Source organism: Sphingomonas sp. GC_Shp_3 (genome assembly GCF_026540945.1).
GTDB lineage: Bacteria > Pseudomonadota > Alphaproteobacteria > Sphingomonadales > Sphingomonadaceae > Sphingomonas.
The window spans coordinates 536,537-558,223 of record NZ_JALNUT010000001.1; the positions used below are offsets into that span (position 1 = coordinate 536,537).

23 protein-coding genes and 1 tRNA gene are annotated in these 21,687 nt (G+C 63.0%); 9 read left to right on the forward strand and 15 right to left on the reverse strand.

Annotation, left to right across the window (positions count from 1 at the left end; genetic code table 11):
- Window positions 1–22: 22 nt before the first annotated feature.
- The 7 genes from OXR00_RS02655 to OXR00_RS02685 form a co-directional block, all read right to left on the reverse strand.
- On the reverse strand, window positions 23–733 hold the full coding sequence (locus OXR00_RS02655; RefSeq protein WP_267386487.1) for an isoprenyl transferase: 711 nt from the start codon (window positions 731–733) through the stop codon (window positions 23–25).
- 26 nt (window positions 734–759) lie between these two features.
- The gene (gene frr / locus OXR00_RS02660; protein WP_242146364.1) at window positions 760–1,317 is read right to left on the reverse strand and encodes a ribosome recycling factor; all 558 of its coding nucleotides are present in this window, start codon (window positions 1,315–1,317) and stop codon (window positions 760–762) included.
- Between the two features lies 1 nt (window position 1,318).
- Window positions 1,319–1,990: a UMP kinase gene (gene pyrH / locus OXR00_RS02665; protein WP_267386488.1), complete on the reverse strand. Its 672-nt coding sequence runs from the start codon at window positions 1,988–1,990 to the stop codon at window positions 1,319–1,321.
- Between the two features lie 221 nt (window positions 1,991–2,211).
- Window positions 2,212–3,150: a translation elongation factor Ts gene (tsf, locus tag OXR00_RS02670; protein WP_267386490.1), complete on the reverse strand. Its 939-nt coding sequence runs from the start codon at window positions 3,148–3,150 to the stop codon at window positions 2,212–2,214.
- A gap of 87 nt (window positions 3,151–3,237) precedes the next feature.
- Window positions 3,238–4,086, reverse strand: a complete 849-nt coding sequence (gene rpsB, locus OXR00_RS02675) for a 30S ribosomal protein S2 (protein WP_267386492.1) — start codon at window positions 4,084–4,086, stop codon at window positions 3,238–3,240.
- Between the two features lie 400 nt (window positions 4,087–4,486).
- Window positions 4,487–5,299, reverse strand: coding sequence for a phosphatidylcholine/phosphatidylserine synthase (locus OXR00_RS02680; RefSeq protein WP_267386493.1), 813 nt, complete (start codon window positions 5,297–5,299; stop codon window positions 4,487–4,489).
- A 27-nt stretch (window positions 5,300–5,326) separates the two neighbouring features.
- Complete coding sequence (locus OXR00_RS02685) at window positions 5,327–6,055, reverse strand: phosphatidylserine decarboxylase (RefSeq protein WP_267386494.1); 729 nt, start codon at window positions 6,053–6,055, stop codon at window positions 5,327–5,329.
- 123 nt (window positions 6,056–6,178) lie between these two features.
- Here OXR00_RS02685 and OXR00_RS02690 point away from each other — a divergent pair, with 123 nt between their 5' ends.
- Both OXR00_RS02690 and OXR00_RS02695 read left to right on the forward strand, forming a co-directional pair.
- On the forward strand, window positions 6,179–7,402 hold the full coding sequence (locus tag OXR00_RS02690) for an NADP-dependent isocitrate dehydrogenase (protein WP_267386495.1): 1,224 nt from the start codon (window positions 6,179–6,181) through the stop codon (window positions 7,400–7,402).
- Window positions 7,403–7,530: 128 nt separating this feature from the next.
- Complete coding sequence (locus OXR00_RS02695) at window positions 7,531–9,303, forward strand: cation:proton antiporter (RefSeq protein ID WP_267386496.1); 1,773 nt, start codon at window positions 7,531–7,533, stop codon at window positions 9,301–9,303.
- Window positions 9,304–9,420: 117 nt separating this feature from the next.
- On the opposite strand, the gene mutL is transcribed toward OXR00_RS02695, so the two are convergent.
- Window positions 9,421–11,238: a DNA mismatch repair endonuclease MutL gene (gene mutL, locus OXR00_RS02700; protein WP_267386497.1), complete on the reverse strand. Its 1,818-nt coding sequence runs from the start codon at window positions 11,236–11,238 to the stop codon at window positions 9,421–9,423.
- A 157-nt stretch (window positions 11,239–11,395) separates the two neighbouring features.
- On the opposite strand from mutL, the gene OXR00_RS02705 reads away from it, so the two are divergent.
- The 6 genes from OXR00_RS02705 (at window position 11,396) to OXR00_RS02730 (ending at window position 17,306) form a co-directional block, all read left to right on the forward strand.
- The gene (locus OXR00_RS02705; RefSeq protein WP_242146373.1) at window positions 11,396–12,442 is read left to right on the forward strand and encodes a rod shape-determining protein; all 1,047 of its coding nucleotides are present in this window, start codon (window positions 11,396–11,398) and stop codon (window positions 12,440–12,442) included.
- Window positions 12,443–12,557: 115 nt separating this feature from the next.
- A complete protein-coding gene (mreC, locus tag OXR00_RS02710; RefSeq protein WP_267386498.1) occupies window positions 12,558–13,445 on the forward strand; it encodes a rod shape-determining protein MreC in 888 nt (295 codons plus the stop codon).
- Between the two features lie 146 nt (window positions 13,446–13,591).
- Window positions 13,592–13,954 (forward strand): rod shape-determining protein MreD, encoded by a 363-nt coding sequence (locus OXR00_RS02715; RefSeq protein ID WP_346731975.1) that lies wholly within the window; start codon window positions 13,592–13,594, stop codon window positions 13,952–13,954.
- The gene (mrdA, locus tag OXR00_RS02720; protein WP_267386500.1) at window positions 13,951–16,035 is read left to right on the forward strand and encodes a penicillin-binding protein 2; all 2,085 of its coding nucleotides are present in this window, start codon (window positions 13,951–13,953) and stop codon (window positions 16,033–16,035) included. Before OXR00_RS02715 ends, mrdA begins: the two co-directional genes overlap by 4 nt.
- Window positions 16,032–17,144: a rod shape-determining protein RodA gene (rodA, locus tag OXR00_RS02725; protein ID WP_267386501.1), complete on the forward strand. Its 1,113-nt coding sequence runs from the start codon at window positions 16,032–16,034 to the stop codon at window positions 17,142–17,144. The genes mrdA and rodA overlap by 4 nt, the downstream gene beginning before the upstream one ends.
- A gap of 86 nt (window positions 17,145–17,230) precedes the next feature.
- Window positions 17,231–17,306 (forward strand) — tRNA-Lys (locus OXR00_RS02730).
- Between the two features lie 150 nt (window positions 17,307–17,456).
- Here OXR00_RS02730 and OXR00_RS02735 read toward each other — a convergent pair.
- Together OXR00_RS02735 and OXR00_RS02740 are read right to left on the reverse strand one after the other, a co-directional pair.
- Window positions 17,457–18,746, reverse strand: a complete 1,290-nt coding sequence (locus tag OXR00_RS02735) for a hypothetical protein (protein WP_267386502.1) — start codon at window positions 18,744–18,746, stop codon at window positions 17,457–17,459.
- Window positions 18,746–18,982, reverse strand: a complete 237-nt coding sequence (locus tag OXR00_RS02740; RefSeq protein ID WP_267386503.1) for a hypothetical protein — start codon at window positions 18,980–18,982, stop codon at window positions 18,746–18,748. The genes OXR00_RS02735 and OXR00_RS02740 overlap by 1 nt, the downstream gene beginning before the upstream one ends.
- Before the next feature lie 14 nt (window positions 18,983–18,996).
- Here OXR00_RS02740 and OXR00_RS02745 point away from each other — a divergent pair, with 14 nt between their 5' ends.
- Window positions 18,997–19,563, forward strand: a complete 567-nt coding sequence (locus tag OXR00_RS02745; protein WP_267386504.1) for a nucleotidyltransferase domain-containing protein — start codon at window positions 18,997–18,999, stop codon at window positions 19,561–19,563.
- A 148-nt stretch (window positions 19,564–19,711) separates the two neighbouring features.
- Here the strand turns inward: OXR00_RS02745 and OXR00_RS02750 are convergent, their stop codons facing one another.
- The 5 genes from OXR00_RS02750 to OXR00_RS02770 all read right to left on the reverse strand — a co-directional run bounded on the left by OXR00_RS02750 (window position 19,712) and on the right by OXR00_RS02770 (window position 21,625).
- Complete coding sequence (locus tag OXR00_RS02750; protein WP_267386505.1) at window positions 19,712–19,837, reverse strand: hypothetical protein; 126 nt, start codon at window positions 19,835–19,837, stop codon at window positions 19,712–19,714.
- Window positions 19,834–20,187, reverse strand: a complete 354-nt coding sequence (locus OXR00_RS02755) for a hypothetical protein (RefSeq protein ID WP_267386506.1) — start codon at window positions 20,185–20,187, stop codon at window positions 19,834–19,836. The genes OXR00_RS02750 and OXR00_RS02755 overlap by 4 nt, the downstream gene beginning before the upstream one ends.
- A gap of 133 nt (window positions 20,188–20,320) precedes the next feature.
- Window positions 20,321–20,752, reverse strand: coding sequence for a hypothetical protein (locus OXR00_RS02760; protein ID WP_267386507.1), 432 nt, complete (start codon window positions 20,750–20,752; stop codon window positions 20,321–20,323).
- The gene (locus tag OXR00_RS02765) at window positions 20,749–21,060 is read right to left on the reverse strand and encodes a hypothetical protein (protein WP_267386508.1); all 312 of its coding nucleotides are present in this window, start codon (window positions 21,058–21,060) and stop codon (window positions 20,749–20,751) included. Before OXR00_RS02765 ends, OXR00_RS02760 begins: the two co-directional genes overlap by 4 nt.
- Window positions 21,061–21,259: 199 nt before the next feature.
- Complete coding sequence (locus tag OXR00_RS02770) at window positions 21,260–21,625, reverse strand: HIRAN domain-containing protein (protein WP_267386509.1); 366 nt, start codon at window positions 21,623–21,625, stop codon at window positions 21,260–21,262.
- Window positions 21,626–21,687 lie beyond the last annotated feature (62 nt).

The window sequence follows — 21,687 nt, forward strand, 5'->3', positions numbered from 1 at the left end:
CGCTTCGGCGTAGACCGCTCGTTCACAGGCCCCCGAACCGGCGCTGCCGCTGGCCGAAGATAGCGATTGCATCGGCGAGCGCGTCACCGTCGAAATCGGGCCACAGCGTTTCCGTGAACAGCAGTTCGGCATAAGCCGCCTGCCACAGCAGGAAGTTCGACAACCGCACCTCCCCCGACGTACGGATCAGCAGGTCGAGCGGCGGCAGATCATAGGTGTCGAGTTGCGATTCGATCAGCCCGGTATCGATCTCGGCCGGGTCGATCTCGCCCCGCATCGCGCGCTCGGCAAGGCGCCGCGCCACGTTGGCGAGTTCCGCCTGCGACCCGTAATTAAGCGCGACGGCAAGGATTGGCCCGGTGTTGCCGGCGGTGCGGGCGATCGCATCATCCACCATCACCACCAGGTCGGGCGAAAACCGCCGATAGTCACCGATCACCCGCAACCGCACGTTCTCGCGGACCAGTTCGTCGAGATCGGATCGGATGAACACGCGCATCAGCGCCATCAGATCACTGATCTCATCCTCCGGGCGGCGCCAGTTCTCCGAGGAAAACGCATAGAGTGTCAGCGCGTCGATCCCCATCGCGCGGGCGGCGCGGGTGACGCGGCGTACCGCATCGATACCGGCCTTGTGCCCGGCGACACGCGGTAGAAAACGCTTCTTCGCCCAACGGCCGTTGCCATCCATAATGATCGCGACGTGGCGCGGAATCGCCACACCGTCGGCCATTTGCGCAGCCGGGGCGGGCCTGGTGCTCACTTGCCCAGGATTTCCTTTTCCTTCGCCGTCGCCGCGGCATCGATGTCGGCGATCGTAGCGTCGGTCAACTTCTGCACTTCGGTTTCGAGACGCTTGCGCTCGTCTTCCGAAATCACGCCCTTTTTCTCGTCGGTTTTGAGGCTGTCCATGCCGTCGCGACGCACATTGCGCGCGGCGATACGAGCGCCCTCGGCATATTTGCCGGCGAGCTTGGCAAGCTCCTTGCGGCGCTCCTCGGTGAGATCCGGGATCGGTAGCCGCAGCGTCTGGCCGTCGACGATCGGGTTAAGACCGAGGCCGGCCGAACGGATCGCCTTGTCGGCCGGGCCGACGTTGGTCTTGTCCCACACCTGCACCGAAATCATGCGCGGCTCGGGCACCGACACGGTAGCGATAGTGTTGAGCGGCATGTGCGCGCCATACACCTCGACCGTAACGGGATCGAGCAGCGAGACCGACGCACGCCCGGTGCGCAGACCGCCGAGATCGCCCTTGAGCGCTTCGACACTGCCGCTCATGCGACGTTCGAGATCAGCCTTGTCATAAGCGGCCATGTTATTCTCCTTGAGCCTGAACGACCGTCGAAACGCCCTCACCGCGCAGCACGGCGGCGAAGTTGCCGTGTTCGCGGATGTTGAAGACGACGATCGGAATGTTGTTGTCGCGGCACAGCGCGATCGCGCTCGCGTCCATCACCTTCAGATCCTGCGCGAGCACGGTGCTGTAACCGACGGTTTTGAAACGCTTCGCGGCCGGCACCTTTTTCGGATCGGCATCATAAACACCATCGACTGATGTACCCTTGAAGAGGGCATCGCATTTCATCTCGGCCGCGCGCAATGCGGCGCCGCTGTCCGTGGTAAAGAACGGGCTGCCCACGCCGGCGGCGAAGATCACCACCCGACCCTTTTCCAGATGGCGCTCGGCACGGCGGCGGATGAAGGGTTCGCACACCGATTGCATTGGGATCGCCGATTGCACGCGGGTGTCGACGCCGATCTGCTCAAGCGCGTTCTGTACCGCCAGCGCATTCATCACGGTGGCGAGCATACCCATGTAATCGGCAGTCGCGCGCTCGATGCCCTTGGCAGCGGCAGACAGGCCACGGAAAATGTTGCCGCCACCGACCACGACGCACATTTCATATCCGGCAGCGCGGGCATCGGCGATCTCACCGGCAACGCGAGCGGTGACGACGGGGTCGATCGACAAGCCCCCCTCGCCCATCAGGACTTCCCCCGATAATTTCAACAAGATGCGTTTGAATCTAGGATCGCTCACGGGATTCCATCATGCTGAAGGGGCTGGATGCGGGCCGGACCTTAGTCGCGGCCTTCCGCGATTGGAAGCGCGGAAACCGTGCAGACATTTTCGGCATGTCGTGCAGGCGAAACCGTACGCCCGCTGTCGTCGTACGACAGCGGGCGTACCGGCACTCAGGTGCGGGCTTACGCTTTGGCAGGAACGCCCGAAGCAGCGGCGACTTCCGCCGCAAAGTCGCTGACTTCCTTCTCGATACCTTCGCCGAGCTGGAAGCGCACATAGTCGGTCAGCGTGATCGGCTTGCCGGCGGTCTTAGCGGCGGCTGCGATCACGTCCTGCACCGGCGTCTTGCCGTCCATCACAAACGCCTGCGTGAGCAGCGCGTTTTCGCGGATGAACTTGTCGACCGGGCCACGGATGATCTTCTCGGCGACTTCCGGCGACTTGCCGGCGATCTTGTCGGCGTTCTTCTCCTTGAAGATCGCAGCTTCGCGCTCGATCACGGCCGGGTCGATGCCCTCGGCGTTGAGCGCGAGCGGGAATGCAGCGGCGATGTGCATCGCGATCTGCTTGCCGAGCGGCTCGAGCACGTCGGCGCCCGCTTCGCTCTCCAGCGCGACCAGAACGCCGATCTTGCCGAGGCCGGGGGCCTGCGCGTTGTGGATGTAAGGCACGACTGCGCCGGCGGTCACTTCGAGGCGCTTGGCCCGACGGATTGCCTGGTTCTCACCGATCGTGGCGATGTTGGTGACGAGCGTCTCCTCAACGGTCTTCTCGCCGAGCGAGGTCGCCTTGATCGTCTCGACATCGTCGCCCATTTCGAGCGCCACTGAAACGACATCGCGCACGAACGTCTGGAACTGCACGTTCTTTGCAACGAAATCGGTTTCCGAGTTCACCTCGACCGCAGCACCCTTGGTACCGGACACTTCCACGCCGACCAGACCCTCGGCCGCGGTGCGGCTCGACTTCTTGGCGGCGGCAGCGAGGCCCTTGGCGCGCAGCCAGTCCATCGCGGCATCCATGTCGCCGTTCGCTTCGGTCAGCGCCTTCTTGCAATCCATCATGCCCGCGCCGCTCTTTTCGCGCAGGTCCTTCACCGCAGCGGCTGTAATATCGGCCATGTCTAATTCCTCATCAGGTTTTGCAGATATGAGAATGGACGGAGTAAGGTCGCGCCCTACCCCGCCCATATGTCAGTTCAACGACGCTCAGGCGTCGAGCTGGCGCTCGGTCTCGGCAGCCATCTCGGCAGCGACCGGCTCGGCAACTGCGGGCACGTCGCCCGGCTCAGCCGCCGGCGTCTCAACGGTCAGTGCTTCCTCGACCGGAGGCTGCTCCATCGAACCGAAGTCGGTGCCCCGACGGGTCGCCTGCTCGTGACCACCACGCGTCGCGGCGATCGCAATTGCTTCGCAGTACAGACGGATCGCGCGGCTGGCGTCGTCGTTCGCGGGAACCGGGAAGGCGATGCCGTCCGGCGACACGTTCGAGTCGAGGATCGCGACGACCGGAATGCCGAGCGTGTTGGCTTCCTTGATCGCCAGCTCTTCCTTGTTCGCGTCGATCACGAACATCACGTCGGGGATGCCGCCCATGTCGCGAATGCCGCCGAGCGACAGCTCGAGCTTGTCCTTTTCACGGGTGAGCTGCAGCACTTCCTTCTTGGTGAGGCCGTGCGTGTCGCCCGAAAGCTGCTCTTCGAGTGCCTTCATGCGCTTGATCGAGTTCGAGATCGTCTTCCAGTTGGTGAGCATGCCGCCCAGCCAGCGGTGGTTGACGAAATGCTGGCCCGACCGGCGCGCCGCATCCGCAACCGGCTCTTGCGCCTGGCGCTTGGTGCCGACGAACAGAACCTTGCCGCCAGCGGCGGTCGATGCGCTGATGAATTCAAGCGCGCGTGCGAGCAGCGGAACGGTCTGCGAAAGATCGAGGATGTGGACGCCGTTACGGTCGCCAAAGATATAAGGCTTCATCTTCGGGTTCCAGCGGTGCGTCTGGTGGCCGAAGTGTGCGCCCGTTTCGAGCAATTGCTGCATGGAAACGACAGGTGCCGCCATGGTGATTTTCCTTTCCGGTTATGCCTCTGGGAAGCGTGTGATCCGTGAGGGCTACCCTCTGGACACCGGTATATGTGCTTCCCATGCGGTGTTGAGAGGCGGCCGTTAGCGTGCGTCGCCACCAAAATCAAGCTTGACACTAAGTACAAATGCGGAACATAACCGGCTCAACAGCGGTACGGGGAACAAACCTGTGGGTAAGTTGCTTTAACCATCAGATTTTTAACGGCGTAATCAAGGATTTGAGCGATGATCGCAGTTATCGACAGCATGACGTTCGCCGTTGCCTTTGCGGTTTCGGTTTGGGTGTTCGCATTCACCTTGGTACCGGCGCTTCCGCGGATCGCGGCGATTTTGCGCGGCGAAGCAGAGTACGAGGCTGCTAACGCGTTCGTGGCAATCAGTGATCGCCGGGTGCGGACGCGAGCACGTCCGGTGCAACGGATCCGGTCGGCATCGTTTCGCGAAGCCGCTTGACCCGGCGATAACTCCGGATGCTGAACGGCAGCGTAGCAAGATACGCTACGCACAATGCGGACAGCGTATACCATGGTGCCGAGATGAGCGACGCGCCGAGCAGTACCACCACGGCAATCGCCTCGAAACGAATGTGATCGCGAAGCTTCAACGAACTCCAGCTGAACGTCGCGACACTGGAGATCATCAGAATAGCGATCGCGGCGACCCATGGTATGACGAACACAGGCGACCTTAACCACGTCTGAGCACTCCAGAACGACACATACATTGGCAGCATCGCCAGTGCCGCCCCAGCCGGCGCGGGCGCGCCGGTCAGAAATCCAGCAGATTTATGAGGTTGTTCGCGCACATCGATGTTAGCGTTAAAGCGTGCCAGTCGCAGCCCGCAGAACACCGCGAAAACCAACGCACACAGCCAGCCGACACGGGGCACATCTTTAAGCGACCAGAGATACAGAATGATCGCGGGTGAGACACCAAAGGAAATCGCATCGGACAAGGAGTCGAGTTCTGCCCCGAAGCGACTCTCGCCACGCACCAATCGCGCGACCGTACCGTCAAGACCATCCAGAACGGCAGCAATCATGATCATCGCCACTGCCGCCTCCCAGTCTGCGGAAATGGCATAACGGATGCCTGTCAGGCCGAAGCACAAGGCCAACGCCGTTACGGCATTTGGAGCAACCGCGCGAAGCGGTAAACCGCGCCGGGATTGACGTAGCGGACGCCGCATCTCAGCCACGCGCCTTGAACGGGCGCGTCACTGCGAAATCCCGACAGCAACGGTACCGCCCAAGCGACCCAATACCGTTTCGCCCGCAATGCTGCGCTGTCCAAGTGCCACTTGGCAGGCACAATCCTCGGGCAGGAAGACATCTACGCGGCTGCCGAACCGGATCAGGCCGACCCGCTGACCGCGAGCGATGATGTCGCCGGCCTTGACGAACGGCACAATCCGACGCGCGACCAACCCTGCGATTTGCGTAAACCCGACCCGCTGGCCGTTACGGTCCTCGACGACGATATGCTGGCGCTCGTTCTCCTCGCTCGCCTTGTCGAGGTCGGCGTTCAGGAACTTACCCGAGATATAGACCACCTGCCGGATTGTCCCCGCGATCGGCGTGCGATTGATATGCACGTCGAACACCGACATGAAGATCGACACACGGACTAGCGGGAGTTCTCCCAGTCCCCCCGGTCCGGCGATCTCGCGCGGTACCGGCACCCGCTCGATCATGGTGATGAGGCCGTCGGCCGGCGCAATCACCAGCCCCTCGCCCTGCGGGGTAACGCGGATCGGGTCGCGAAAGAACAACGCCACCCATGCTGTGACGGCGACGAGTGGCCACGTCAAAATTGGCACGAACAGCCACGCGACAAAGGTAATGACGGCAGCGATCGCGACGTACTTGCGACCCTCCGGGTGCATGTCGGCAAAACGCCATTTGACGGTCGAGGTCGCGATTTCGGGTTTATCGAGAGAAGGCATAGCGGCTGACCTAGGCGCTCACGCACCTCAACACAATTCCCTGTCGCGTGCGCCCAAGCGGTTGATCCCGCGCCACCATACCCGTAGACGCTGGCCAAACCTCCTCCTGCAAGAGAGACATCAATGGCGAAGATCAAGGTGAAGACGCCCGTCGTGGAGATCGACGGCGACGAGATGACGAGGATCATCTGGCAGTGGATCCGCGAGCGGCTCATCCTTCCCTACCTCGACATCGATCTCGAATATTACGATCTCGGCGTGCAAAAGCGCGACGAGACCAACGATCAGATCACCATCGATTCGGCCAAGGCGATCCAGAAGTACGGCGTCGGCGTAAAGTGCGCGACGATCACTCCGGACGAGCAGCGCGTCGAAGAATTCGGTCTCAAGCAGATGTGGAAGTCGCCAAACGGCACGATCCGCAACATCCTTGGCGGCACGATTTTCCGCGAGCCGATCGTGATCTCGAACGTGCCGCGCCTGATCCCGGGCTGGACCAAACCGATCGTCGTCGGCCGTCATGCCTTCGGCGACCAGTATCGCGCCACCGACTTCCTCGTCCCCGGCCCCGGCAAGCTACGCCTCGTGTTCGACGGTGCTGACGGCACCAAGATCGATAAGGAGGTGTTCGACTTCCCGTCGCCGGGCGTTGCGCTGGCGATGTACAACCTCGACGATTCGATCCGCGACTTCGCACGCGCTTCGATGCACTACGGTCTGAACCTGAAGTGGCCGGTGTACCTGTCGACCAAGAACACCATCCTCAAGGCCTATGACGGTCGCTTCAAAGACTTGTTCGCGGAAGTGTACGAGACCGAGTTCAAGGACAAGTTTAAGGAAGCCGGCATCACCTACGAGCATCGCCTGATCGACGACATGGTCGCATCGGCGCTGAAGTGGAGCGGCGAATTCGTGTGGGCGTGCAAGAATTACGATGGCGACGTGCAGTCGGATCAAGTCGCGCAGGGCTTCGGGTCGCTGGGCCTGATGACCTCGGTGCTGCTCACGCCGGACGGCAAGACCGTCGAGGCCGAAGCCGCGCACGGCACCGTTACGCGCCACTTCCGTATGCATGAGCAGGGCAAGGCGACCTCGACCAATCCGATCGCATCCATCTTCGCGTGGACGCGCGGCCTGATCTATCGTGGCAAGTTTGACGGTACGCCCGAGGTTACCAAGTTCGCCGAGACGCTGGAGCGGGTCTGCATCCAGACGGTCGAGAGCGGCAAGATGACCAAGGATCTCGCGCTGCTGATCGGCCCGAACCAGGCGTGGATGACGACCGAGCAGTTTTTCGAGGCCGTTCGCGTGAACCTGGAAGCTGAAATGGGTGCGATCACCGCCTGATTTGCCAATTTCGCGAAGCATCAAAGGAGCCGCTCGCCGTCGGGTCGGGCGGCTTCTTTGTTTGAATATCCACGCAATCGCCGCAGTCGCCGGCTGACAAACCGGTCACGATCCGATTACATAGCCTAATGGCACTGGCGCTCGACAATAACGGACTGAGCGACACGCTCGTCATCCTCGGCGCCGCCGGGCTTGTAATCCCCACGTTCGCGCGTTTTCGGATCAGCCCGGTCATCGGCTTCATCCTTGTCGGCGTTCTGGTCGGTCCGGCCGGGCTGGGTTCGCTGGTCGGCCGCTATCCGTGGCTTTACTACATCACCATCTCCGACGCGCACGCGATCGAGCCGTTCGCCGAATTCGGCATCATTCTGCTGCTGTTCTCGATCGGTCTCGAACTGTCCTTCAAGCGATTATGGGCGATGCGGGCGCAGGTGTTCGGCACCGGTGCGGCCGAACTCATCGGTTCGGGAGTCATCATTGGCACGGCGTTGCACCTGCTTGGCCAAGATTGGCCGGGCGCGATCGGACTGGGGTTTGCGCTGACGCTTTCCTCCACTGCGCTGGTCATCCCGATAGCGGGGACGGCCAGCGCCGTCGGGCGATCCGCATTCGCCATGTTGCTGTTCGAAGACCTTGCATTGGTCCCGATAATTTTCGTGTTGGCTGCATTCTCGCCCAATGCGGCGGGCGATGATTGGGCGTTCATCGGCGTACTCGGGCGCGGAATCGTAACGGTCGCGGCCATGTTCGTTGGAGGCCGGTTCATCCTGCCACGCCTGTTTGCGCAGGCCGCTAGGACCAAAAGCCCGGAACTGTTCCTCGCGGCCTCGCTGCTGATCGTTATTGCGGCCAGCCTTGCCACGGCGGCGGCGGGCCTGTCGCCGATCGTTGGCGCATTGCTCGCCGGACTGCTGATCGCAGAGACCGATTATCACAATGAGGTCGAGGTGATGACCGCGCCGTTCAAGGGGCTGGCGCTGGGCGTGTTCCTCATCACGGTCGGCATGAGTCTCGATCTCCGCACCGTGGCGGAGAATTGGGAATCGTTGCTGCTCGGCATTCTGGGCGTGATCGCCGCCAAGACGCTGGTGACGTTTGCCTTGCTGAAGCTGGGCGGCGTCAAGTCGGGAATCGCAGCGGAGACCGGCCTGTTGATGGCGAGCCCGTCCGAAACGACGTTGATCGTTCTCGGTACCGCAGCGCAGGCTGCGTTGATCGCACCCTCCACTGCCGCGTTCTGGCAGACGATTACGGCGGTCGGGCTCACGATCACACCGCTGCTCGCCTGGGCGGGGCGGCGCATGGCGGTACGGATCGAACGTCGCAGCGGCGGCGGTGACGCTCCGGAATTGATGATCCCGCTTGAAGGACCTGGCACAGTCATCATCGGCTTTGGGCGCGTGGGCCGGATGGTAGCGGATATGCTCACCACGCACGGACAGCCCTATGTTGCGGTCGAGGCGGATATCGACACCGTTACGGCGGCACGACGCGATGGCTACCCCCTTATTTTCGGGGATGTCGCGCGGCCTGAACTGGTAGACCGCCTCAATCTCGGTCGAGCCAGGGCGCTCATCATGACGATGGACGATCCAGTACTGACCGTACAACTCACGCGCCGGGTGCGCGGCTGGGTTCCCGATCTGACAATCATCGCACGCGCGCGAGATGTGGATCATGCCGCTGAACTGTACCGGGCGGGGGTAACCGACGCTGTGCCGGAGACACTGGAAAGCTCGCTACAACTGTCGGAAGCGGTACTGAGCGATCTCGGCGTCGCGGTCGGCCCGGTAATCGCTTCGATCCACGAAAAGCGTGATGAGCTGCGCAAGGGTATCAAGAAAGCCGCGGATCTGGAACGATTGCCGCGCCTTAAACGTGTGCGCGTAAATGAGGGCTGACTTCTGCCGCACGGCCGACAAGCAGCCCCTCACCGGCAACTCCGCGGCACTGTAAAGCAGCAACGAAGACGAACCATCTGGTGCGCGCAAGTTGGCGAGCAATCGTTGATCTTAGTGTCACCGCCGTCCGAACAGCTTTTCGATATCGCCGTGCGCGAGCTTCACCCAAGTCGGCCGGCCGTGGTTGCACTGACCAGAGTGTGGCGTCACCTCCATTTCCCGCAAAAGGGCGTTCATCTCCGCAACCGACAGCACACGTCCTGCACGAACTGATCCGTGACACGCCATCGTGGCCGCGACATGATCGATCCTTTCTTTCAAGCTCAGCGCCTCGTCGAATGCGGCGAGTTCGTCGGCGATGTCGGTAACCAGACCGACAACGTCTCCCTGCCCCAGTAATGCGGGCACCCCGCGCACCAACATCGCGCGCGGTCCGAAGCGATCGAGATCGAGCCCGAATTCCGCCAACTCCGCCGCCCGCGCTTCGAGCCTGTCGCAGGCCGGTTCGTCAAGTTCGATGACCTCTGCCAACAGCAGCGCCTGCGAGGCGACACCACCGCCCGCCATGGCATTGCGCATTCGCTCCAGCACTAGACGCTCGTGCGCGGCGTGTTGATCGACCAGCACCAGCCCGTCTTCCGCCTCGGCGACGATATACGTGCGCGCAACCTGTCCACGCGCCACGCCCAGCGGGTGGCGTTCGATTTGCGGCGGCGGCTGATACGCCGCCTCGGCACGCGCCTGGGGCGGTGGCGCCGTGAAGCTCGGACGACGATCATGCAACGCGTGGCTGTGTACGAAGTCGGTCTCCGCCGTGTTGCTGCCCTCCTCGCCCCACCCGGACCCGGCAGTCGCAACTGGTCCGCTTTGCCACAGGCGCGGTTCAGCAGGCGCCACCGGTTCGCTTTGCCACAGTTCGAGCGCGGCGACCTCCGGCCGCTGCGCGCTGCGATGCCCGGCGGCGTCCAGCGCCCGCCGCAAACCGCTGACGATCAGGCCGCGCACCAGCGCAGGATCGCGAAAGCGCACTTCGGTCTTTGCCGGGTGGACATTAACGTCGACAAGTTCGCCCGGCACATCAAGGAACAGCGCGACGACGGCGTGACGATCGCGCGCGAGCAACTCCGCATAGGCACCGCGCACCGCGCCTGCCAGAAGCCGGTCTTTCACCGGCCGACCATTGACGAACAGATACTGATGATCGGCGATGCCACGGTTGAAAGTGGGCAGACCGGCGACTCCTCCCAGCCTCACACCGTCGCGCTCCAGATCGATACCGATCCCGTTCTCAACCAGACCGCGATCAGTCAGCGCGGCCACGCGGTCAGGCAACATCTCACCGGCCAGTACAGTCAGTACGCGGCGGCCGTCATGTTCGAGCGTAAAGCCGATGTCGGGTCGCGCCATCGCCAGCCGCTTCACCACATCAAGGCTGGCGGCATATTCCGACCGAGCCGACCGCAAGAACTTGCGCCGCGCCGGCACGCGTTCAAATAACGCCTCCACCCTCACGCGTGTGCCGGGAGGAATCGCGGCCGGACCCTCCCCCGCCAAGTCGCCGTTATCGACGATTCGGCTCCAGCCTTCCGCGCCAGAAACGCGACTCTCCAACGAAAGCCTCGCCACGCTCGCAATCGAAGGCAACGCCTCACCGCGAAAACCCAACGTTGCAACTGCTTCGATCGCCTCATCCGGCAGCTTCGAAGTGGCGTGCCGTTCCAACGCGAGCGCCATGTCGTCGCGTGCCATGCCACAACCATCGTCCGTCACTTCGACGAGTTCTGTCCCGCCTGCGACGAGCCGAATGGAAATGCGCGATGCGCCCGCATCGATCGCATTTTCGACCAGTTCCTTCAGCGCGCTGGCGGGGCGTTCGACCACCTCGCCCGCTGCAATTCGATTGACCAGATGTTCGGGCAGGCGCCGTATTGACATGAGTCATGCTCTAGCCCAAGCGCAGCCATCCCGCGACCCGCATTCATCATTCGCGATCAGGGCAAATGCTCTGATCGCTTTGACCATGAAAACGACGACCGGGGGAGTGCGAATTGCCGCAACCTTGCGCTAGGGGCGGCCCAGAACGGAACGATCAATGGCCTTCTTCTCGCGTTTCTTCAAATTCATGTCGCATGACATGGCGATCGACCTCGGGACCGCGAACACCGTCGTTTATCTGCGCGGACGCGGCATTGTGCTCAACGAGCCATCGGTCGTCGCGGTCGAGACGCTAAACGGTGTTAAGCGCGTGAAGGCGGTCGGCGACGATGCCAAGCTGATGATGGGCAAGACCCCGGACAGTATTCAGGCGATCCGCCCGCTGCGCGATGGCGTGATCGCCGACATCGACGTCGCCGAGCAGATGATCAAGCACTTCATCACCAAGGTGCATGGTGGCCAACGACGCTTCATGCGCTGGCCCCAGATCGTGATCTGCGTGCCGTCAGGCTCGACGTCTGTCGAGCGACGCGCAATCCGCGACGCCGCCTCCAACGCAGGCGCTTCGCAGGTGTGGTTGATCGAGGAGCCGATGGCGGCCGCGATCGGTGCCGACATGCCCGTTACCGAGCCGATCGGTTCGATGGTGGTCGACATCGGCGGCGGCACGACGGAAGTGGCGGTTTTGTCGCTGCGCGGGCTCGCCTACACGACGTCCGTGCGCGTCGGTGGCGACAAGATGGACGAGGCGATCGTCTCCTACGTGCGTCGCAATCATAATCTGTTGATCGGCGACGCGACGGCGGAGCGGATCAAGCAGGAAGTCGGCGTTGCCAAGCCCCCGGCGGATGGCATCGGCCTGACGATACACATCAAAGGTCGCGATCTCGTCAACGGTGTGCCGAAGGAGATCCAGATCAACCAGGGTCAGATCGCCGAAGCGCTCAGCGAGCCGGTCGGCACGATCGTCGAGGGCGTTCGCATCGCGCTTGAGAACACCGCGCCTGAACTGGCCGCCGACATTGTTGATCAAGGTATCGTTCTCACAGGCGGCGGCGCGCTGCTGCAAGGCATCGACGAAGTGTTGCGCGACGAGACCGGCCTCCCCGTTACCGTCGCCGACGATCCGCTGACCTGCGTTGCGCTCGGCACAGGCCGCGCGCTCGAAGATCCGATCTTCCGCGGGGTGCTGCACAGCGCCTGACGATGGCGTGGCCGGTCATCGTGGCGAGGCGCGATACCGGCTACGCAAGATCGTCCGCTAAGTGTAAGGGGCGGCATGCTTCTAACTGCCCTTGTGGGCCTTGGACGAGGGTTTGATGGCGCCGTCGAATAATCGGCGTCCGGGGTTTTCGCGCCGGGCGCAACATGGCGTATTTTGGAGTTACGTGTTCGCGGTGGCGGGCATGCTGGTGGGCGTGATCCTGCTTGCCTTGTCGTATTTCGATCCCACCACTTTCGGCGCCGCGCGGACCGCCGTGGCTGAGGTGACTGCGCCGGTTTCATCGGGGTTGTCCTCTGTGGGGCGCACAGTGGGAGCGGTACCGAACGGGATCGGGAGCTACTTCATGATCCACGATCAGAACATCGCGCTCCGCAAGCAGATCGCCGACGATCATGCGGTGACGATGCGCGCACGCGCCATCAACTATGAGAATCGGCGATTGAAGGCATTGCTCGGCCTGCGGGAGCGGATCGGGGTACCGGTCGTCTCGGCCAGACTCGTAAGCTCATCACCGACCAGCACGCGACGCTTCGCCACCCTTAACGCCGGCTCCTGGCAGGGTGTGGAACGAGGGCAGCCTGTTCTCGGGCCGGACGGTCTGATCGGTCAGGTTGTCGAAGCGGGTCCAAATACGGCGCGCGTACTGCTGCTGACCGATCCGGAAAGCTCAGTGCCGGTCCGTCGTACACGTGATGGCCTGCCCGCTCTTGCGGTTGGCCGAGGTGACGGTCTGATCGACATCCGTTCGGTCAGCAACGCCGCAGCTTCGTTCGCGCCGGCCGAGGTTTTTGTCACCTCCGGCGCCGGGGGTGTTTACCCGCCCAACATACCCGTGGCCAAGATCCTGCGTCACGGCCGCGATATCGTGCTAGCCGAGGCGGTGATGCGACCCAACACGCTTGATTTCGCGTTGGTTCAACGCGCGTTTCTGCCGGCCCCGCCCCGACCGGTTGCCACGCCGGTAGCGGTGGCAAAGCCATGAGAGCGCGACATCGCGGCCCGTTCGAGGAAGCGCCCGAGACGCGGCTGTCCCGACTTCTGCCCGCGATTGCGATTATGCTTGGTTCGTGCGTGACGATATGGCCGACGATAGCGGAATTTCCATTCTTGCCGCCTGTTGGTTTGCTGATGCTGCTGGCCTGGCGCTTGATCCGTGCCGACGCACTGCCGATCTGGGCACCGCTTGCGCTTGGGCTGTTCGATGATCTGGTCAGTGGGCAACCGCTCGGCTTGGGCATTGCGACCTGGACGATCTGTTTCTTCATGATCGACATGATCGACGAGCGGCTGATGTTCCGTGATTTCTGGCAGAACTGGTTGATCGCGGCGGGCGGTACGGCGTTCTACCTTGTGGTTGGGCGTCTCACCGCCGTGCGCTTCGGGGCACCTGTCGATACCGTGCTATTGTTGCAGGTGCTCGCGTCCATCATGCTGTTCCCTGTCATATCGCTGCTTTGCGCGTGGCTCGATCGGGACTACGAACCGGCATGAGCCGACCACGACGGATCGTAAACGACGCTACGCAAACCTATAGCTTTTCGCGTCGTGCTATAATGCTTGGCGCCGCGCAGGGTGGTGTGGCGTTATTGCTGGCGGGACGGATGACATGGCTCGCGATTGCCGAAAACGCGCATTATAGTTCGTTGTCGGAAAGCAATCGGGTCAACACGACCCCGGTACCGCCACGGCGCGGCTGGATCGTTGATCGCAATGGTGCGCCAATCGCAAACAATCGCACGGATTTTCGTGTCGATCTCATCCCGGATTTGATCGAGGAAAAGGACAAGACCCTCGCGGCATTGCAGCGCCTGCTCAGCCTGCCGCCGGAGGAAATGACGCGCATCGTCGCCGACCTAAAACACGCCGCCGGGTTCCAGCCCGTGCAGGTCGCCGACGACCTCGACTGGGAACGGTTCGCGGCGGTTAGCGTCCACCTGCCCGAACTTCCTGGCGTCGCGCCGACCCGCGCATTCGCGCGCAGCTATCCGGCTGGTGCTGCCGTTGCGCATCTTACCGGCTATGTGGGCTCCGCATCGGCTGAACAGTATCTCAAGACCAAGGACCCCCTTCTTCTCGTACCAGGTTTCAAGATCGGTAAGGACGGCCTTGAGAAAACACTGGACAAGCAACTGCGCGGCGAGCCCGGTGCCAAGCGGGTCGAGGTGACCGCACGCGGCAAGCTGGTGCGCGAGCTAGCGACTCGCCCCGACACGCCGGGGCAAACAACGCGGTTGACGATCGACGCCGGCCTTCAAGACTATGCCGCTCGCCGGCTGGGCACGAACTCTGGTTCGGCTGTGGTGATCGACTGCCTTACCGGTGAGATGCTGGCCATGGTTTCGATGCCGGCTTATGATCCCAACAGCTTCTCCGACGGAATCAGCCATCTCGAATGGAAGATGCTTTCCGATAACGACCATGTTCCGCTGATGAACAAGGTGTTGCAAGGGCTCTATCCACCGGGCTCGACGGTTAAGCCGATGAATGGCCTCGCCTTGCTGGCGGCGGGCGTCAGCGCGAGCGACCGGGTCAACTGCACGGGTGCGCTGCGTGTCGGCAACGGGATCTTTCATTGCCACAAAAAACGTGGCCACGGGCCACTCGACCTCAAGAACGCGATCATGCAGAGTTGCGACATCTACTTTTATGAGATGGCGCGGCGGGTCGGTTATGGCGCAATCGCTCCCGTCGCGCGCGCGATGGGTCTTGGTCAGAAATTCGACTTGCCGTTTGCTTCGCAGCGTTACGGCACCGTGCCAGACCCCGCATGGAAGTTGCGGAAATATAAGGCTCAATGGACCGTGGCCGACTCGCTGAACGCGTCGATTGGTCAGGGTTATGTGCTCGCGAACCCGCTCCAACTCGCGGTGATGGCGTCGCGACTCGCGTCCGGAAAGGCACTCCATCCTAGCATCCTCGCCGGCCACGCTCCAGCTGCTGCGGATCTGTCGATCTCGCCCGAACATTTTGCGGTTGTGCGCGATGCCATGTTCGGGGTGGTGAACGGGGGCGGCACCGGCGGCGCCGCCCGTATGCAGATCCCCGGCATCGCCATCGCGGGCAAGACCGGCACGGCTCAGGTTCGCCGCATTTCAATGGCGGAGCGCAGTACCGGCGTCCTTAAAAACGCGTCATTGCCCTTCAAACTGCGTGACCACGCTTTGTTCATCGGCTTCGCACCGGCCGACAAGCCGCGTTACGCCGTCGCCGTTGTGCTGGAGCATGGCGGCCATACCGTGCGGAACCTCGACACGCCCGGCATCGGCCGCGATATCATGACCTATCTGTTCGACCGTGACAAAGCGATGGCGACGTTAGCGGAGTACGAGCCAACCTGGGGCGGGGACATCCGCACGCGCATGACAGCGGAGGCGGCGGCATACCGCGCCGCTGCCAATGCGCCGCCGCCGGCGCAGGCGGTGCAGACTGAGCTAAATGCGACCGCGCCCACCGAGGCGCCGGCTGTCCACGCTGCAACCGCTGCGGACACGTCGACCGCCGAGTCGGTCGCCCACACCACCCCGGCCGGCAACAGCATCGCCGCCGACGGTACCACGGAGCGTGATCCATGAGTGCACGCGATTACGTACCGAAGCCGATCTCGCAATTGCCGTGGCTGATCATTTTGCTGACGCTTGCGATTGGCTGTTTCGATCTGCTCGTCCTGTATTCGGCGGCTGGCGGCAGCGTTCGGCCATGGGCGTTTTCGCAGGGGATCCGGTTCTTCGTGTTTCTCTGCGGTGCGGTGGCGCTGTCGCGTGTGCCGGAGCGGATGTGGAGCAAAGCGGCCTTCCCCGCGTATGGCGTCCTTGTGGTGCTTCTGGTGCTGGTGGAACTGATCGGCGCCGTGCGCGGAGGTGGTCAGCGGTGGCTGGATCTCGGCATCATCCGTTTGCAGCCATCAGAACTCATGAAGCTTTCGATCGTTCTCGCGGTCGCGAAGTTCTACGACGGCCTGCCAGCAGGAGAAACACGTCGGTTCAGTGCGGTCTGGCCAGCGGCAGGCCTAATCCTGGCACCCGCTGCGCTGGTCATGAAACAGCCGGACCTTGGCACAGCATTGATGATCATGGCGAGTGGCATCACCGTCATGTTCTTGGCCGGGATACCGCTGCGGTTGTTCATAGGCGGCGCGCTCGCGGTCGGCGCTGCGGTACCCCTCGCCGTCAATTTCGTCCTGCACGGTTACCAGCGCAACCGTATCCTCGTCTTCCTTGATCCGGAGAGTGATCCGCTTGGCATTGGCTATCACATCAGCCAGTCGAAAATCGCGATCGGATCAGGTGGAGTATTCGGGAAAGGGTTTCTGAACGGCACTCAGAGCCATCTCGACTATTTGCCCGAAGGTCACACCGATTTCGCCCTGGCGACGATGATGGAAGAATGGGGGCTGGTCGGCGGCGTGCTGCTGATCGTCACGTTCTTCACCATCATCTACTGGGGCATGAACGTGGCGCAACAGGCCGAGAGCCGCTTCGCCAGGCTTACCGCTGCGGGTTTGGCGACGACCTTGTTTTTCTACGTCTCGATCAACATGGCGATGGTGATGGGGTTGGCGCCGGTTGTCGGTGTGCCGCTGCCGCTCATCAGTTTCGGTGGCTCCGCGCAGATGACGGTGATGCTGTGTTTGGGCGTGCTGATGTCGATCGACCGCCAGAATAAAAAAACCGTCCGCTGGTAATAAAAGGGATTGCATCGTGCGGCGCGGATGGTATCAGCGCGCCTCCCGACGGGGAAGCGCACCAACGCTTTCCGCTAAAACGGTACGGACGCATAGCTCAGTTGGTAGAGCAGCTGACTCTTAATCAGCGGGTCCTTGGTTCGAGCCCAAGTGCGTCCACCATCCTCCACGTTGAAATACCTCACTTTTTCGTTGCGACGGCGCTGCCGTCCGACATGTTCTCCGACACGCTTTCCGACAAGCTTGGTTTGTTCGTGATCCGTTCGAAGGCTGCAAATCGAGCCTGATCGCACGCGCGAAGCGGCTGAGTGATCACTTCTCACGAGCCTCATCCAGCGCACCAATCTGAGCGATATGCTTCCGCCTGGTGGCGGCGATCCGGCGCGCCTTCTCGGCGTTCGCCTTGTTGTAAATTCGGGTGACGGCGAGCGTCTTGTGACCGGACACCGGCCGCACATCGTCTTCACCTGAATCGCCGATCTCGGTGATGCCGCCATGCCGGAAGCCGGTGAACGTCATGTCCTTGGGCAGCCCGGCGGCTTCGCAGATCCTGCGGTGGACGCTCGACATGCGCCGCTCGGCGTAGCGCTGGCCGTTGCGCTCCTCGACCACGATCGGGCCGGTGATCGCCTTGGCGGCGGCGCGCGATCGGGCAAGCTCCTCCTCGAGCTCCGGGTACAGCGCTACGTGCTCGACCCCGCCCTCCTCGCTCGGCACCTCCTCGAACAGCGGCAGGGTCACCGGGTTGCCGGTCTTTGACTGCACGAGCGTGATCTCGGCGCCGGGTTGGTAGCCCTCCCACACTATCGAGGCTCGGTCGGGCTCGTCCGGATCAACATAGCCAAACGCGTCGGACACGCGCTGGCAGCCCTCGAAGCACAGCGCGGCGGCGGTCGCCATCGACTGGAAGCCCAGCTCGACGGCCTTGGCCCTGTAAAGGTTGTACTCGGCGCGCGTCGTCGCGCGGTTGCCCTTGGCTGCGGTGCTCTTGAGCCCCATGCCCATGAAGGGGTTCTCCTTCACGCCGGTGACGCGGTGGTGCCGCGCCGCCCACGACCAGACCAGCCGGCAGACCTGCATGGCGTAGCTCGCCTGGCGCGGTCCGGTGTCGGCGGCGAGCTTCTCGTACAGGCGATCGGCAGCGGCGGCATCGACGTCCCCAGCCTTGCGCTTCCCGAACGGCGGGGCACCCTTCTTCGTCTCGCGCGCGGCGAGCATATCCATCAGCTTGCCATAGTCGGCGCGGGTCTTCGCCTTCTTCGACGTGAACCGCGTCTGCTTGCGATACCACTGGAACAGCCACTCGACCGAGCCGGGCACCATCGTCGCGCCCTCCGCGCCCGCGCGCCAGTCCGCGAGCGCCTTGTTGAGCACGTCCGCCTTGCGGCGCATCTCGGCGATGTCGCTGCCGAGCTTCTCCGACGTCAGCAGCATCGCCTTGCCGTGGCGCATGGCCGGGGTCACCTCTCCGGTCTTCTCGTCCTTCACCGGGCGCGCCCAGGCGGGCAGCTCCCAATAGTAGACGGGATCGCCGGCGGCGTTCTTCACCTTGCGCACGTATGCGGGCAGCCGATCGAAGGCAGGGAGGCGCTTGCCGAGCATCAGTCGAACCACTGGCCGGTGTCGGTGGCGGCACTGCTCTCGAACATAGCGGCCACGGCGGCGTCGAGATCCACGCGCCGCGCGATGGCCGCGCCGTTCCGCCCACGAGGAACGAAACACACCGCGCCACGGTCGCGCCATTCCTTCATCTGCGCCGCGCTCACGCGGGTATAGTCCAGCGCTTCGGACTCGGTGAGGGCGGCCGGCCAGTCCGGCAGGCTTGCGAGTGCGGTCATTACCCCTGCCCTTCATGAAATCCGGCGCGGATCATCCCCGCGACCGCGCGCAGGGCTACCGCTTCGTCCGGCTGATGGGCTGTGCCGAGCTTCTCCGCATGATCGTCGAGGTAGCGGGCGAGGCTCTCGTCCTGCTCCCGGCGGACCTGGGCGGACGCGCGGCGGCGGCAGGTGCGCTTCATAGCTTGCACCTCGCCGGGAGCGCGCGCACCATCGAGCCACTGAAGATGATGGAGCGATCGTTCATGGTGGGGATTCCTGATGGCGTAGCCGGCCAGTTCCAACGCTGGGCGGCAAACATGCCGGAGATCAGCCATCTGTGGCTTTATGGATCTCGGGCCAGAGGTACTCACGACATCGACAGCGACGTCGATCTTGCAGTCGGGATCAAAGGCTGGGACAGCGAAAACGAAGACGCTCAGAACAAAGCACTTTCGATCTGGCTCAGCGAAGGGCGTTTCTGGAAGGCAAGGCTCCAGATGATGACCCCGCTCAAAGTCCACCTGAATGCTGTAACCCGCTATGACGAGACGGTCCTGCCGGCAGTGAAGCGAGAAGGCATCCTCCTGTATTCCGCCTAGCATGGCGCCCTCGACGGTTGCCGAGCACTTTGGGACGGGAGAACGGAGAAGCTATCGCCTAGGCGATCACGATCGGCGCGGCGGCGCAGCTTCTCCGCCAGCACGCGCCCGATCAACTCATGATCGGCACGGAAGTAGATGAGCCTGTTCATGCGCATGCTGCCCAGAACATCGCAGCGTTGGCGGCGAGGCCGATCCACAGCAGAACGGACACGTAGACCGGTTCATCGGAGGCGCGCACGGCTGCCGCCACCTTCTCACGGAAATGCATCATGCTGCTTGCCTTCCCCATTTGCGTTTCTTCGGTTGCCGGGCCCAGCCATCGGCAAAGACAGTCGTCGTGATCCCGGCCGGGCCGAGCACCACCAGCCGACCGTCGGCGCGGTGCTGGATGATCGGGCAGTCGTATTCGTGCACGGGCGCCGGTAAGATCGTCGGCCACCACGTCTCCGAACTGACGGCCTTCCGCTTCACGCGGATTGCCTCGGCCGTCTCTGGGTTGAGCCCGCGCACGACCATCGTGTGCAGTTGCTCGTGCGAGTAGCGCGCGCCCTTCCCCCAAGTGCCGATCCACGGGCTCGGCGCTTTGGACGGCGTCACGATGAAGTGCGCAGGGTGCAGCACCGGTGGTTGCGGTTCGCACGTCACAGCACGCACCAGCGGACGATCGTCAGCGCGATCAGCAGGACGAGCATGCCGAAATAGGCGGCGATCACCCGCCAGGTCCAAGCGTAGACCGGCGTCCCCTTGTATGGGTTCATGCGGAATATCCTGTGTAGAGGAGCCGTGCGGCCTGAGCGGCAGCGGCTTTGCGTTCGGCGACCTCGACAACGCGCGCCGCCTTGTCCGCGTCAGCCTTGGCCTTGCGTGCCGCCATGAGCAGGGTGTTGCTCTCCTCTTCGAGAGCCTTGCTCATTTGGACGATCGAGGGTCGCCGCTTCAGCTTGGCGCGCAACGCTGCCTGAGCCGCCAGGATGATGACAAGACCGTTGCCATCCCAGTGGAAGCGATCAGCGCGCCCAAGGATCGTCCCAAACAGATCGCCGGCATGCGCGTTGGCGGCGTGGTGCGCTTGGAACTTCTCAACCGGATCGAGGCGACCAGCATCGCCCTTCGCTTTGCGGTAGGCGGCGTACACTGGCGCCAAGTCGATCAGCGTCTGCCGAAGATCGGGATCGTCGCGGATCATGCCAGCGCTCCGCGCTGGTGTTCCGCATTAGCGGACAGGTCGCGTTCCCATGCAACTCGGGCCGGCCACTCGATCCAGTAGACCGACGACAGCGCGACGGCATCCGCCATCGGCAGCGCCTTCTCGAACGCCATCCAGCCGACATTGTGCTGCCGTTTGTGGCAGGCAGCGCAGAGCGGAACGCAATGGCGATCAGCTACCTTAGTACCGACGCCCTTCCCGCCCGCATGATCGACATGCGCAGCCACCATCGGGTTTTCGAGGTCGCCCGCTGGCGCTTGGCAGCACGCGCACGGCAGCTTGCGCAACCAGCGCTTGAACTCCTCGGCGCACTTCCACGCTGGGCGCCCTGCCCTTGGCGGCTTACGGGTTTGAAATGCTGATCTCGGCAGACGCACCGCTGTCGCTCCTCAACACCGTCGCGCCGCAGGGTGCGGGCATCAGGTGATGAGGTAAGTCTAGTGGGATACGTCCTACCGTGTCAATTAGAAAGTAGGGAGCTACCTACTAATCATCCGAGTAGACTTCATCTGGGTAAAAGTCTGGTGCCGCGGGCGGCGGATCGCGAGGCGCTGGGAGCGTTGGCGCGATGCCGTCGAACGCTGCGCGGATCACCGCGCCGTGCTGCGTGCTCTCCTGAAAGATGCAGATGATCTCCCGCCCGCTGCGGATGTGAGCGCCGATCCAGGGCGCGCGCTCGGCCGTCAAATAGCCCATCTGCATGCCCTCGCGGTTGTGCACCGCAATCGCGTATTCGTCGGCCGGGTTCTTGGGCTCTGGCCGCAGTTCGACCGGATCGCCGGGGCGGCAAAGGTCTATCGCGAAGCGGCGGGTAGGCGCGCGCTTGTGGGCGTTCGGGTGCTGGGCGCCCACGACAGCAAGAGATAAAATTCTCATGGTATTGCGAACTTGATCAACGCATGCGATTCAAAGGC

Excerpts from the sequence above, each read along its gene's own strand:
- OXR00_RS02715 (WP_346731975.1), top strand. The coding sequence starts at position 13,592 with ATGCTGCTGGCCTGGCGCTTGATCCGTGCCGACGCACTGCCGATCTGG.
- mreC (WP_267386498.1), top strand. The coding sequence starts at position 12,558 with ATGGCGCCGTCGAATAATCGGCGTCCGGGGTTTTCGCGCCGGGCGCAA.
- OXR00_RS02750 (WP_267386505.1), bottom strand. The coding sequence starts at position 19,837 with ATGATGCATTTCCGTGAGAAGGTGGCGGCAGCCGTGCGCGCCTCCGAT.
- OXR00_RS02655 (WP_267386487.1), bottom strand. The coding sequence starts at position 733 with ATGGCCGACGGTGTGGCGATTCCGCGCCACGTCGCGATCATTATGGAT.
- tsf (WP_267386490.1), bottom strand. The coding sequence starts at position 3,150 with ATGGCCGATATTACAGCCGCTGCGGTGAAGGACCTGCGCGAAAAGAGC.
- OXR00_RS02740 (WP_267386503.1), bottom strand. The coding sequence starts at position 18,982 with ATGACCGCACTCGCAAGCCTGCCGGACTGGCCGGCCGCCCTCACCGAG.
- OXR00_RS02690 (WP_267386495.1), top strand. The coding sequence starts at position 6,179 with ATGGCGAAGATCAAGGTGAAGACGCCCGTCGTGGAGATCGACGGCGAC.
- OXR00_RS02745 (WP_267386504.1), top strand. The coding sequence starts at position 18,997 with ATGAAATCCGGCGCGGATCATCCCCGCGACCGCGCGCAGGGCTACCGC.
- OXR00_RS02705 (WP_242146373.1), top strand. The coding sequence starts at position 11,396 with ATGGCCTTCTTCTCGCGTTTCTTCAAATTCATGTCGCATGACATGGCG.
- pyrH (WP_267386488.1), bottom strand. The coding sequence starts at position 1,990 with ATGGGCGAGGGGGGCTTGTCGATCGACCCCGTCGTCACCGCTCGCGTT.
- rodA (WP_267386501.1), top strand. The coding sequence starts at position 16,032 with ATGAGTGCACGCGATTACGTACCGAAGCCGATCTCGCAATTGCCGTGG.
- mrdA (WP_267386500.1), top strand. The coding sequence starts at position 13,951 with ATGAGCCGACCACGACGGATCGTAAACGACGCTACGCAAACCTATAGC.
- OXR00_RS02760 (WP_267386507.1), bottom strand. The coding sequence starts at position 20,752 with ATGATCCGCGACGATCCCGATCTTCGGCAGACGCTGATCGACTTGGCG.
- OXR00_RS02680 (WP_267386493.1), bottom strand. The coding sequence starts at position 5,299 with ATGCGGCGTCCGCTACGTCAATCCCGGCGCGGTTTACCGCTTCGCGCG.
- mutL (WP_267386497.1), bottom strand. The coding sequence starts at position 11,238 with ATGTCAATACGGCGCCTGCCCGAACATCTGGTCAATCGAATTGCAGCG.
- OXR00_RS02735 (WP_267386502.1), bottom strand. The coding sequence starts at position 18,746 with ATGCTCGGCAAGCGCCTCCCTGCCTTCGATCGGCTGCCCGCATACGTG.
- rpsB (WP_267386492.1), bottom strand. The coding sequence starts at position 4,086 with ATGGCGGCACCTGTCGTTTCCATGCAGCAATTGCTCGAAACGGGCGCA.
- OXR00_RS02685 (WP_267386494.1), bottom strand. The coding sequence starts at position 6,055 with ATGCCTTCTCTCGATAAACCCGAAATCGCGACCTCGACCGTCAAATGG.
- frr (WP_242146364.1), bottom strand. The coding sequence starts at position 1,317 with ATGGCCGCTTATGACAAGGCTGATCTCGAACGTCGCATGAGCGGCAGT.
- OXR00_RS02695 (WP_267386496.1), top strand. The coding sequence starts at position 7,531 with ATGGCACTGGCGCTCGACAATAACGGACTGAGCGACACGCTCGTCATC.